At 64.0% G+C, this 12089-nt stretch carries 12 protein-coding genes; 6 read left to right on the top strand and 6 right to left on the bottom strand.

Features of this window, described 5'->3' with window-relative positions; all coding sequences use genetic code 11:
• The first annotated feature begins 54 nt into the window (after window positions 1–54).
• Window positions 55–1821, top strand: a complete 1767-nt coding sequence (locus AB4Z42_RS07925) for an alpha/beta hydrolase domain-containing protein (protein ID WP_442008571.1) — start codon at window positions 55–57, stop codon at window positions 1819–1821.
• 293 nt (window positions 1822–2114) lie between these two features.
• On the opposite strand, the gene AB4Z42_RS07920 is transcribed toward AB4Z42_RS07925, so the two are convergent.
• Window positions 2115–5303 (bottom strand): MMPL family transporter, encoded by a 3189-nt coding sequence (locus AB4Z42_RS07920; RefSeq protein WP_442008570.1) that lies wholly within the window; start codon window positions 5301–5303, stop codon window positions 2115–2117.
• A 97-nt stretch (window positions 5304–5400) separates the two neighbouring features.
• Complete coding sequence (locus AB4Z42_RS07915) at window positions 5401–6204, bottom strand: SigB/SigF/SigG family RNA polymerase sigma factor (RefSeq protein WP_442008569.1); 804 nt, start codon at window positions 6202–6204, stop codon at window positions 5401–5403.
• 178 nt (window positions 6205–6382) lie between these two features.
• Here AB4Z42_RS07915 and AB4Z42_RS07910 point away from each other — a divergent pair, with 178 nt between their 5' ends.
• Together AB4Z42_RS07910 and AB4Z42_RS07905 are read left to right on the top strand one after the other, a co-directional pair.
• On the top strand, window positions 6383–6826 hold the full coding sequence (locus AB4Z42_RS07910; RefSeq protein WP_442008882.1) for a VOC family protein: 444 nt from the start codon (window positions 6383–6385) through the stop codon (window positions 6824–6826).
• 72 nt (window positions 6827–6898) lie between these two features.
• Complete coding sequence (locus AB4Z42_RS07905) at window positions 6899–7774, top strand: extracellular catalytic domain type 1 short-chain-length polyhydroxyalkanoate depolymerase (RefSeq protein ID WP_442008568.1); 876 nt, start codon at window positions 6899–6901, stop codon at window positions 7772–7774.
• Window positions 7775–7781: 7 nt separating this feature from the next.
• Here the strand turns inward: AB4Z42_RS07905 and AB4Z42_RS07900 are convergent, their stop codons facing one another.
• Together AB4Z42_RS07900 and AB4Z42_RS07895 are read right to left on the bottom strand one after the other, a co-directional pair.
• Window positions 7782–7934, bottom strand: a complete 153-nt coding sequence (locus AB4Z42_RS07900; protein WP_442008567.1) for a hypothetical protein — start codon at window positions 7932–7934, stop codon at window positions 7782–7784.
• 39 nt (window positions 7935–7973) lie between these two features.
• Window positions 7974–8504 (bottom strand): nitroreductase/quinone reductase family protein, encoded by a 531-nt coding sequence (locus AB4Z42_RS07895; RefSeq protein ID WP_442008566.1) that lies wholly within the window; start codon window positions 8502–8504, stop codon window positions 7974–7976.
• Between the two features lie 50 nt (window positions 8505–8554).
• Here AB4Z42_RS07895 and AB4Z42_RS07890 point away from each other — a divergent pair, with 50 nt between their 5' ends.
• Window positions 8555–9061: a nitroreductase/quinone reductase family protein gene (locus AB4Z42_RS07890; RefSeq protein ID WP_442008565.1), complete on the top strand. Its 507-nt coding sequence runs from the start codon at window positions 8555–8557 to the stop codon at window positions 9059–9061.
• Here AB4Z42_RS07890 and AB4Z42_RS07885 read toward each other — a convergent pair.
• Both AB4Z42_RS07885 and AB4Z42_RS07880 read right to left on the bottom strand, forming a co-directional pair.
• Window positions 9049–9462 (bottom strand): EthD domain-containing protein, encoded by a 414-nt coding sequence (locus tag AB4Z42_RS07885; RefSeq protein WP_442008564.1) that lies wholly within the window; start codon window positions 9460–9462, stop codon window positions 9049–9051. The genes AB4Z42_RS07890 and AB4Z42_RS07885 overlap by 13 nt on opposite strands.
• Before the next feature lie 10 nt (window positions 9463–9472).
• The gene (locus AB4Z42_RS07880) at window positions 9473–10390 is read right to left on the bottom strand and encodes a LysR family transcriptional regulator (protein WP_442008563.1); all 918 of its coding nucleotides are present in this window, start codon (window positions 10388–10390) and stop codon (window positions 9473–9475) included.
• Window positions 10391–10482: 92 nt separating this feature from the next.
• Between AB4Z42_RS07880 and AB4Z42_RS07875 the strand changes: the two genes are divergently transcribed.
• Window positions 10483–11766 carry an aromatic ring-hydroxylating oxygenase subunit alpha gene (locus AB4Z42_RS07875; protein WP_442008562.1) on the top strand — a complete coding sequence of 428 codons (1284 nt, stop codon included), beginning with the start codon at window positions 10483–10485 and terminating at the stop codon, window positions 11764–11766.
• Window positions 11763–12086 (top strand): hypothetical protein, encoded by a 324-nt coding sequence (locus AB4Z42_RS07870; RefSeq protein WP_442008561.1) that lies wholly within the window; start codon window positions 11763–11765, stop codon window positions 12084–12086. The genes AB4Z42_RS07875 and AB4Z42_RS07870 overlap by 4 nt, the downstream gene beginning before the upstream one ends.
• The last annotated feature ends 3 nt before the right edge of the window (window positions 12087–12089 follow it).

The raw sequence follows: 12089 nt of genomic DNA, 5'->3' as shown, positions 1-12089 counted from the left end.
ATCGCAGATTTCTAACTGACCAACCACAGCCCGAACGAAATTGAAGGAGGGGAAATGGCCGTCGAGTCGGTTCGCGTCAACACGGTTTACCCCCATTCCGACACCCGCTACGAGTGGGTGGAGGCGACCGTCGACTTCGCCGTCGACCCCGAGCTCTTGGCGAACGAACGCATCGTCGACCTCGAGCTCGCTCCCCGCGATGCCGACGGGCTGGTGCGCTTCGACGCGGACCTGAAAGTTCTTCGCCCGACCGACGGTGGCAACGGCAAGCTGCTCTTCGTTGCCCCCAACCGCGGCGTACCGACACTGGCACCGTGGTTGAAGAACGACTTCCTATTGGACCGCGGCTACACCATCGCGTCGTGCGGTTGGCAGTGGGACGTCCGACGCGGACCCGCGATCCTGGGCATATCGGCTCCAGCGGCCCATGTGCCACCGGGATTCATGCGCCTGGAGTGGCGATCAGACAGTGCAAGTGACGATCACCCCCTCAGCTTCACGGTGCCCGAGATCGACGCGCTGCCCGCCGGCGCCGAGGCGCTGTTCACATTCACCGACTACCCGACGGTGGACGTCGACGATCCCGAGGCTGTCCTGACCGTGCGCACCGCACCGGACGCCGAGTCCGCCACAATCCCAAGGGAGAACTGGCGGTTCACCGATGAGACCCACCTGATGCTCGACGGTGGTTTCCGCCCGTTCCACTGGTACGAGTTGGTGTACCGGACTTCGCGGACCCCCGTCGTCGGCTGCGGTCTGCTGGCCATCCGCGACATCGTCTCGCATCTGCGTAGTGACGGCATCGATCACGCCTTTGCGTATGGTGTCTCGCAGGCGGGCCGGCTCATTCGTCAATTCCTTTCGGAAGGACTGAATGTCGACGAGTCCGGCATGACCGTTTTCGACGGCGTGTTCAGCGAGTTCGCGAGTGCAACCACCGGAGAGTTCAATCACCGGTACGCACAGCCATCGATGGCAGGAGTCATCGGTTTCGGGAACACGGCGCCGTTCGGGGCCGCCGATCTGCTTGCCCGGCAACGAGAGTTGGGCGGCGTACCGAAAGCCATCTTCACCAACAGCGCGACCGAGTACTGGAATAGTGGCGGCGCACTGCTACACGTCGACCCACATACCGGCGCGGACCTGCCTGAGGACCCCGATGTCCGCACGTACCTGCTGGCCGGCACCGACCACTTCGGCAGCAGCAAGCTCAAGGCGGCCCTGCCGACCGCCAATCCGGCACACCGCCTGGACGTCACACCCGTGAACCGAGCGCTGCTCGTCGTGTTGGAGGACTGGGTGTGCGAAGGTATCGAACCCCCACACAGTCAGGTGCCGAGAACCAGCGACGGGACGGCCGTCGCGCGAAAGGAAGTCCTGTCGGTCTTCAGCTATACCACCGCTCCGGATCCCTCGGCACTCCCGCACGCGCGGCGCATCGACCTCGGCCCCAACGCCCATCGCGGTATCGGCCTCTGGCCCGTCAAACTGGGCGTGCCATACGTCGACCTGGTATCGGCCGTCGATGAGGACGGAAATGAAGTAGCAGGCATCCGGTTGCCTTCCGTCGCCGCGCCGCTGGCCGCCTACACAGGCTGGAATCCCCGGCGGCACATCGACGAGCTCCCCGATGTGCTCTACGAGCGGGTCGGCAGCAAGCTGGCCTTCCCGCCGGGACGGCCCTCGGTCACCGAACGCTATCCGTCGTACGACGACTACCTCGCCGCAGCCCGCAGTGCTGCTGAATCCCTTGTGGCCGAGCGGTTCTTGCTCGCAGAGGAGCTCGACTCCGTTGTGCGGAAAGCCGCCGCCGACTACTGACGGCTTCAGATACGCGTCACCTCGAGCACAGCGGCCGGGCGGCTCAGCCCCCGGCCGCTGTGCGCTGTGATGTCTCACGCCCAGCGCTCAATTGCTGCCTCAACCCGACACTGGACGGTGTGTTTGAGGAAGAAGCGTCAGTGGGCATGAAGAAAGCGACTGGCGTCCCGCACGTATTGCCTGGATGTCACACAAGGCCCTGTTCAGGCGCATTCACGACAGCCGTCAGGACACTCGGAGCTCGTCGTTGTTTGACCATGTTCGCCACCCGCACCGGGCCGCGCCGGCAGCGGTTAAACCGATACGGCGTGCGCACGAGCGTGCGGGCGCTGCTGCGGGACAGATGCCGTGTGCGTTTGGACGCGGAGCGTGCGCCCGCCGACGCGAACGGAGGCGCCGATCGGGACGACCGCCGGTTGCCACGGGGTGAGCGGCGTCCAGGCCTGCTGTCCGGCCTCGCGGATCAGCACGCCGTTGGTCGAGTTCCGATCGACGACGACCAGGTCGCCGTCGACGAGCCGAATCTCCATGTGGGCGCGAGACATCAGGCCCGAGCTGTCGTCGATGCGCAATGGGCGAAGGCCCTGCAGTGCGGCTTCGGAATTGTGCGGATCGCGGCCGATCACACAGTCGCGGTCGATTTCGTACCGGGAGTCGCCATCGAAGACCACCCATCGTGTGGGCGGTGGCTTCGATGCCCAAGCCGTCGACCACACCACCGCACCCCGACCCGGAACAATGCCGTCAGGAAGCGTGTGGAAGCCGTGGCGGGTCGGCGGCGCGACGGCGGGCCGGTTGCCCAGTTCGTCAACGGTGACCACGGCCGCGACGCGGGGCGTCGGTACGGATTCATGCAGGCAACGGTTACGTCCTTCGATGAGGGTGACTTGCTTGCCGTCGTCCAGGGCCACGGTCACGCCACCGCACACAAAGACCTCCAGGCCGGTGGCCGTGGGAATGACGATGCCCACCTCTGCGAGGCTGCGGCTCCAGGTGCCGCTCTGGGTGAGCTGTGAGCACGCGTGCACCAACATCGCGGGTTCGGTCCGCCGGACGATCTCGACGAGCTGCGACATCTGTTTGGCGGCCATCGCCTGCTGGGACAGCGAATTGCGGTTGGCGACCACGATCACGGTGCCGTTCACACTCGCCACCAGGTGACGACCGGCGACAAGCTCGACCTGGCGGGCGATGTCGACCGGCCGCAGCGTGCGCAGCCGGACCGTCGCCGTGGCAGCCTGTTGCGACACATCTCCCGTCGCCTCCTCCACGGCGAACGACAGCGCCTCGCTGATGCCGATGCGGGAATGCAGCCACCGCAACGGTTTCGGCGCCCACCAGTTGAAATCGCCTGCGACACGGAGGAATGCGGGCACGACGACGGCGCGAATGATTGTCGCGTCAATGACGACCGCCAGCGCGGTGCCGATGCCGAACATTTTCATGAACGACATGCCGTTGGCGAACGAGACCAGCGTGATGGTCAGCAGAAGTGCGGCGCTGGTGACGATCCGGCCGACTCGGCCGAGCCCGACGACGATCGCGTCGTTGTTCGACATGCCGGAGTCCCGGGCCTCTTTGATACGGCTGAGCAGGAAGATCTCATAGTCGACCGACAGGCTGAACGCAATGGCGCAGAGGAGCACAACCATCGACAGATTGAGCGGCGCGGGCGTGAACCCGAGCAGCGACGACAGGTGTCCTTCCTGGAAGATCCACACCATGATGCCGAGAACGCCGGACAGCACGAGCAGGTTCAGCAGTAGCGCTTTCGCAGGCACGACAACGCTGCCGGTGAAAAGGAAGAGCAGGATGAAGGTGAAGACCGCGATCAGCCCGATCGCCCACGGCAACCGCTCGGCGATGGCCTGGCGACTGTCGAGGAGCGTGGCAGTCGAGCCGCCCACCTCGACCTGCTTGTCGGTGATCTTTGCGCGGATGTCGTGTACAAGTTGTTCTGCTGCTTGCGAATCCGCATCCACGGAAAGGTACGCCAGCGCGTAGGCGGCGCCGTTGTTCTCGGTCGGCGGGGCTTGGCCGGCGCGCGCACCGCGCTTGAACTTGCCGATCGAACCGTCGACCAGGATTACGTCGTGCATCTGGGATACCTGGGCGGCAAGGGTGTCCAGGACGCCTGCGTCGTTCTGGGTTACCAGGGTGATCGCTTGCGAAGGATCGATCGGATAGTCCTGCTGGAGCGACTCGGCCACCAGGCGCGCGTTCGAGTCGGTGGGCAGCGCGCGCTCGTCGGGGTTGGTGAATTGCACCTTCAGGAAAGGAATTCCGAGCCCGATCAGCACCACGACGACGGGCAGGGCATAGACCAGCGGGCGGTGGATGACTGCCTGGGCGAATCGCCGCCAGAACGCAGAATCAGCGGAAAGGGGGGTCTTGCGCCGGATGATCGCCAGCGAGTCGATGCGCTTTCCCAGGAGTGCCAACATCGCGGGGAGCACGATGATTGCGCTCAATGCCGACAGGATGACGGTCGCGCTCGCGGCGATGCCGACGGACCGCAGGAAGTAGGTGGGGAACACCAGCAGCGACATCATGGCCAGGGTGACGGTCGCCGCGCTGAAGATGATCGTGCGACCCGCGGTGGCGACCGTTGCGATGATCGCTGCATCGTGGTCTTTACCGCTGTAGCGTTCTTCCCGGAACCGCGACACCATCAGCAGGCCGAAATCGATGGACAGCCCGAGGCCGAATGCCGTTGCGACGGTGAGCGCATGCGTCGACACCTCGGTGACTTGCGTCATGAGCACGAGCACGAGCAACGTCGTGACGATCGATGTGATGCCGACGACGATGGGCAGGAAGGCGGCGATGAGCCCGCCGAACACGATGACCAGCACAGCCAGCGAGACGGGCAACGCGATACTTTCGCTGATCTTGATGTCGTGTTTGACCTTGGCCCGGATCTCCTGTTGGACACCGAGGGTGCCACCGGCCCGTATGTCGACGTTCGGGTCGGCGGGCAGGGCTGCGATCATCCGTTTTGCGGTGTCGGCCGCCTCGTCGGCGGTGCCGCTGACGTGGACGAGTATCAGACCGGAGCGGCCGTCCCTGCTGCGTAGGTCGGTGGCCGATTCGTCGGTGAACGACCGGGTCACCTTTGCCTTCGGTTCGGCCTTCACGACGTCTGCCACCTGACGGGCCACCTCGGCCGCCTCGGGGCCGTCGACGGTGCCTTCCCGTGGCAACAGCTGGACGACCAGGTTTGCGGTCGTGCCGAAGTTCTGGTCGAGGACATCGGCAGCATGCGTCGACTCGGACGCGGGGGCGTTGTAGCCGCCCACGCCGAGCTTGTCGGATACGCCGCTGCCGACCAAGATGCTGAGCCCCAGCAGGAGCACGAGCGCGCCGAGGACCACCTTGGGACGTCCCACCGTGAATGCGGCCAACCGCGTCAACGTTCCGGCGTTCGCCGAGCATTTGCGCACCACTTTTGCCGCGAGCGGCAGCACCGCGACCTGAGTCATGACGGAAGGATCCGCCGGCGACCTTGGCAGTTTCTAAAAAGAGTGATTTCGGCGTGCTGAGTCACGCTCAGCCGTACTTCGCACGCCGAAATCGCAATTAGGCGGTGACTGCGAGCCTGCGCGAATCCGCCTCGTCCGGATCACGCACCTGGTTGCGCAGCGTGTCCAGTGCCTTCGCGATGAGCCGCGAGACATGCATCTGCGAATAGCCCATGCGTTCTGCAATCTGCGTCTGCGTCAGGTTCTCGAAGAAGCGAAGCTTCAGGACGGTCTGCTCGCGGCTGGGCAGGGCGGCGATCAACGGACGCACGGTCTCGAGGGCGATCACCTTGTCCAGGTTGGGATCGATGTCGCCGAGAGTGTCGCCGATACCGCGATATTCGTCGTCCGGTCCGGGCTGGATGTCGGTCGACAGGGTGGTGTAGTTGCTGCTCGCGATGGTCGCTTCGATCACCGATTCACGGTCGATGTCGAGATGCTTGGCGATCTCCGTCGCCGTCGGTGCGCGATTCAGTTCCTGGGACAGCGCACCGCGGGCCTTGACCATCTGCCCCTGAAGGTCTTTCAGGCGACGGGGAACTTTGACTGCCCATCCGTAATCGCGGAAGTGGCGGCGAACCTCGCCCATCATCGTCGGCACGGCGAAGGCGAGGAAGTCCGCGCCGTTCTCGGGGTCGAAGCGGTTGACGGCGTTGACCAAGCCGACGCGGGCCGCCTGGACGAGATCGTCGACCGGTTCTCCGCGGTTTCTGAAACGACGTGCGATGTGATTCGCGAGCGGCAATGCCCGCTGGATGATTTCGTCGCGTTGACGTCGGTATGCGCTCGAGCCTTCTTCGAGGGTTGCGAGATGACGCAACTTTTCGTTGAGGTCGGCGTACTCGGAAGTCTCTTCAGACACGATGGAGGGCCCCTATCCGGTATTGCCGTGGGTGACGCGGCTCGGATCTGAACCTCTCGTGCGGAAGGCTATACCCGCAGATCGGCCTGCTGAAACCAGTTGGTGCCACCGCCGGACTCGCCCGCAATCCGCGTAGATGGCACGGGCGCGTGGCGATTGTTCTGATATGACCATCGATATGGAGCCAGACGTGAGCGAACATGCAACCCCCGGCATCACCGGAATCCACCATATTTCCGTCACCGTGACTGATTTGGAGGCCAGCCTGGCCTGGTACCAGCGGCTGCTCGGGGCTGACCGGGTGCCGATGAAGTTTCCGCACTACGAGTGCGAGGACACCGGCTACGGCGAGCTGCTGGTCGACCCGCGCTCGGGCGTCGTGATCGGCCTGCACACGAACACCGGCAACAACGGGCAGCGCTTCGACGAAGCCCGTACGGGACTGGACCACGTGGCGCTGAACGTCGCCTCGCGCGCAGACCTCGAGGCGTGGACGGCGCGGCTCGACGAGCTCGGCATCGCGCATTCCGGCATCCGGGTGGGGGATCAGCCGTTCCCCTTCGCAACGGTGGTTTTCCGCGATCCAGACAACATTCAGCTCGAGCTATTCGCCGTCGGCTAGGAGCGGATTTCATCTCACGGAGCCCTCCGGTTGGTTGCGCAACCACAACGGGCATCCGTACGGTCGGGTGTCATGTCGCGACCGGGGGTGCTGAACATGCAGGTGATGGGGCGCATGACGGTCCTGGTGGCCGTCCTGCTGAGTTTCGCCGTGTCAGGTGGTGCCCATGCCGCGGCGGTTCAGGGCGGGGACTTTCCCGCCGGTTTGAACTTCGGCGGACTGCAGCGCAGCTACCTCGTACACGTCCCACCAGGACTCGAGCACCCCACCGGCCTCGTGATCAACCTGCACGGCGCCGGGATGACCGCCGCGTCTCAAGCGGCCGTGACGAACTACAACGCCATCGCTGATCAGCACGGTTTCGTTGTGGCCTATCCCGACGGCATCGACCTCAGCTGGGCCGACGGACGCGGCGCATCGGTCCCCGACCGCCAGGGTGTCGACGACGTCGGTTTCCTGACGGCGCTCGCCGATCGACTCACGCAGGACTACGGCATCGACAGCGGCCACGTGTTCGCCACCGGAATGTCGGCGGGCGCGTTCATGGCCAACCGGCTGGCCTGTAGTCGTGCAGACGTCTTCTCTGCCGTCGTCTCGGTCGCCGGGACGCTCGGCTCCGCGTTCCCGTGCAATCCATCGCAGCCCGTCTCGGTCCTCACCATCCACGGGACGGCCGACAACGTCGTGCCGTTCAACGGTGGCTCGATGGTGGGGCGTGGCGGGGCGAGCGACATCGTGTCGGCGCCGGCGTTTTCGCAGCGGTGGCGCGACCTGGACGGATGCCCGGCGCCCACCCAGGATTCCCCGGCGCCGGGCATTACCCGGTTCACGTCAGCCGGCTGCGCCGACGGCACCGAGGTGTCATTCGTCCAGGTCGACGGTGGTGGCCACACCTGGATGGACGCCTCCAACGCCAGTGGGCAGTTCTTCGCCACACACGGCAGGTGACCCCGGGCTAGGTCTCGTCGGCGACCTGGTCCTTCGTCTGATGCCCACCAGGGGCGTCCGGATCGTCGTTTCGGTGATTCAGCTTGTCCTGCATGTCCCGCTGGTCATCGGTGGCCTTGGTGGCGTCCTTGGGCGTCGCCGGAGGATCGTTGGTCTGCATCTGTGGAGGTTCTCCCGGCCGGCGGCGGACTAAACCACGCTACGCAGGCGACAAGCGGAACACGTTGATCGTGCGGATGCCGTCTGTTTTCACCGCGTACGCCCCGAAGTTGGGTGCATAGCCTGCTGCGAGCGCCAACAGGCGGTCATGGTCTTCGCCCTGGGTGAGGCGGGCGTAGAAGTGACCGCCACCGTCGGTGCGGCCTTCTGGAAACAATTGGCATTGCGGGCTTTTCAGCAGGTTGTAGTACCAGTTCGGATGCCGGTTCTGACCCCAGTTCGAGGCGATCAGGATGACGTCGTCCCCCTCGGTGAAGTAGCCGAGCGGCACGTCGCGCGCAATTCCGGACTTGGCTCCGGTCGAGCGCAATACGACAATCGGGATCGTTCCCTTGCCGAAGTGCAGGCGGCCCCCTGTCGCGCGCATCAAGGGGAGGTCGAGTGGCGCCATGACGCGGCGGTGCACTGCTGAGCCTGCGTCGGTTGAGAGGATGCGGGTGATGATCCGCAGCATCAGGGGCGGCGTGGCCGTCGCGTCGACCCGCGGGATCCCATTCAGCAATTCGGCCATGAGCGCCATGATATGTATTTTGGCGAGACCAGCTGATCAGGAAGAAGCCAATGAGCAACGAGTCGGCAGCGGCCATCCGGCAGGAACGCCGCGACTGGGCCGCCCAGCACCGCGAGGTGTACCTGCGTTCAGGCGGTGCACAGGGTCATGTGATGGACCTCAGTGAGGTCGGCGGCCACGGGTTCACCACCCACTGCCTGATCAGGGTGAGAGGCCGTAAATCCGGAAAGACGCAGATCACCCCGCTGATCTACGGCGATGTCGGCGGCGAGGTCGTGATCGTGGCGTCGAAAGGTGGCGCCGACGAAAACCCCGAGTGGTATCTCAACATTCGCGCCAGCGACGAAGTCGACATCCAGATCGCCACCCAGGCCTTCCGCGCGTCCTGGCGCGAACCCGAAGGTGAAGAGCGGCACAAAATCTGGGACTTCATGGCGCGGGTCTATCCGCCCTACATCAGTTACCAGAGGGCCACGACGCGCCACATCCCGGTGGTGATGCTGACTCCGGTCGCACCCATCGACGTGTTCGCCGAGGATGACCTTCAGTCTTCGTAGACCAGTTCTACGCGCGGTATCTGTCCCGCCGGACCCATCGGCGAGTCGTACTCCACCACCGAGCACATCGGGTTGCTGTGTGTGGCAAAGAGTTTCGCCTCATCTGCCATGATGTCCGGCAGGCGTTCGGGGTCGGCGATGATGCGCTGGGAGTTCTCGAAGTCCTCGCGGCTGTTCCACCAGATCTCCATGATGCAGTGGTAGCCGGGATCGACCACCTCACCGGTGACCGGATTGAGTTCCGGGGTGAGGTAGCGCCGCACGTAGCGCACCGCGTTGGGGATCGACGGCGAACGCCGCATCCGGGCGGACAGCCGGGAGTGCTGATTCTCGTAGTAGTCGATGAACTCGTCCATCGTCATGTCCGGCCGTTTGCGGAAGAAACACACCTGCTTGAACATTCACCTCACCCTAACTTCGCGCGGAGTTCTCGACGATGATCTCGCAGGCCGTCTCGTAGAACGCACTGATGAGTGTCGAGAACGAGAGCTCAAACGGATAGATCATGTGCACGTCCATCGCCTCGAGCTTCCACTCCGGCAGGACGGGCACGATGCTGCCCTCGCGCAGTTCGGTCGTGCAGATGATCTGCGTGGGCATGGCGCCGATACCGAGTCCCTGCAGGATGTACTGTTTGCAAACCTGAAAGTTGTTGGCGCGCGCCCGTATCGGTGGCGACAGCTCGTATCGGCGTTTGTGCTTGATCACGCTGACGCGTCGCGGCCCGCCGAAACCGAAGTCGATGAACGGCAGGTCGTCCAACTGCGCAGGATCGGTGATCGGATCGGGCAACTGCGCCACGAATCCGGGGGAGGCGCACAGAAAGAGTTCGAGGCTGAATACCTTTCGTGCGATCAACGTCGAATCCTGAAGCGGCCCAGTGCCGAACACCACGTCGAACCCGTCCTTGATCGGGTCGACCAGGTTGTCCACCAACCGGATGTCCAGCCGCGAGTGCGGATAGTGCTGCAGGAACGCAGCGCCGACGCGTGACGCGTAGTCGATGCCGAGGAAGATCGGGATGGCGACTCTCAGCTCGCCCTGTGGTTCTTGCCTGCTGCCCTCGACAAGGGCGCGCACGCCGTTGGCCTCCGTCAGGATCTTCACGGCGTGGCTGTAGACCTTTTCGCCGAGGTCCGTGACGGTGAGCTGATGCGTGTTCTTGCGCAGCAGCTTGATGCCGAGGTCGGATTCGAGTTTGGTCAGCTTGCGGCTCACCGTGGACTTGGGCATGCCGAGCAGCGCGGCCGCCTTCGAAAGGCTGCGACTCTCGACCACCTTGCCGAATACCAGCAGGGCGTCGACGTCGAAGGGCAGGCTCTGTTCCATCAGCTGTTCCAAATATGCAACAAGGTGTTGCGGTTCTGCATCTGTTTTGACCATTTCTGCAGCTGTAGTTTTCGGCCAGGAGGTGGAGCCTCATGAGTCACAACAGCCCTGTGACCAAACCCGAAAGCGGACACTGGACCGACGCCTATCCCGACCTCGGCCGCGGCCCAGTGTCACTCGAAGACTGCGTGTCCGAGGAGTTCTACGACAAGGAACGCGAGCACATCTTCCGCAAGACCTGGCTTTACGTCGGCCGCGTGGAGCGGGTGCCCAAGTCGGGCAGTTACTTCACCCGCGAGCTGAGATTCCTCAACACCTCGATCATCGTCGTGCGTGGCAAGGACGGGGTGATCCGCGCCATGCACAACATCTGCCCACACCGCGGCAACAAGATGCTGTGGGAGGACGACCCATTTCAGGAGGTGTCCGGTCGCGCGCCGCTGCTGTACTGCCGGTTCCACGGTTGGCGCTACAAGCTGGACGGCTCGCTGCATTCGGCCACCCGCAAGGACCTGCTGCTCGACTTCGATGCCGACAGCTGCCGCGTCCCAGCGGTCCAATGCGAGGTGTGGGAGGGGTTCATCTTCATCAACCTCAACCCGCACAACACAGAATCAGTGCGCTCCTATCTCGGCGAACTCGCGCACGACCTGGAGGGCTACCCGTTCGAGGGGCCCCACCAGGTCTATCAGTTCAAGGCCGAACTGCAGTGCAACTGGAAGATCTTCCTCGACGGATTCGCGGAGAGTTATCACGGCCCCTACCTGCATGCGTCCTCTTTCGGCGCCCTCACCGCCGAGGCCAGGGACGCGTTCGACCAACCGAACCCGTTCACCGATGCGCTGGGTTATCAGCTCAAGGGTCCCCACCGAATGTTCTCCTTCTCCGGCGAACCGTCGAGGAAGACGCCGTACTCCAAGCCGATCGAATGCGTGATGGAGGCCAGCGCGGCGGGGCCATGGAACAAGAAATCCAATCGCGGACCGATGCCACCGGGAATCAATCCCACGCGCGCGGAGAAATACGGCTTCGACTCGTACCAGTTCTTCCCGAACTTCGTGCTGATCTTCGGTGCGTCGGGGTTCACGGTCCACACCCACTGGCCCACCGGACCGCACTCGCACATCTTCGAGACGGAGGCGTACTACGAGCCGCCCACGACGCATCGGGAGAGGTTGGGTCAGGAACTGACCATGACGTTCCTCAACGACATCATCCTCGAGGACGCCAGCCCGTCTGAAGGGTTGCAGGCGATGCTGAACAGCGGAGCGCTCACCCACTTCACCATGAACGACGAGGAGATCCTGTTGCGTCATCTGCACAAGGTCGTCGGTGACTACGTGACCGCCGGGGAGCAGGAAGTGGTCCGATCGTGAGTACGCTTCTGCCGCCGGAGTTCTCACAACTCGAACCGCTCGTCGCCGAATGGGGCATCGAGGACGGCCACCAGCGCTACGTGAAGCGGGTCAACAGTTCGATGGACGAGATCAAGGCGTTCTACGACGAGGTGTTCCCTTTCGCCGAAGAGGCCGTCGCCTACATCGACAAGTTCGACTACGCCGAACCGCTGCCCGAGGATGTCGCGAACCTGCGCAACCTGCTGTACTCGCTGATCACCGTCTCGCTGGCAGTGGAGTTGTGGAAGCAACCGCGCGTAAAGCACTCCGCCAACACCATTCTCACGAGAGTGAGCTGATCG

Origin of the sequence: Mycobacterium sp. 2YAF39 (assembly GCF_052114565.1) — a bacterium.
In the GTDB taxonomy this organism is placed as follows: Bacteria; Actinomycetota; Actinomycetes; order Mycobacteriales; family Mycobacteriaceae; genus Mycobacterium.
This window is presented reverse-complemented; position numbering and strand designations above follow the sequence as displayed.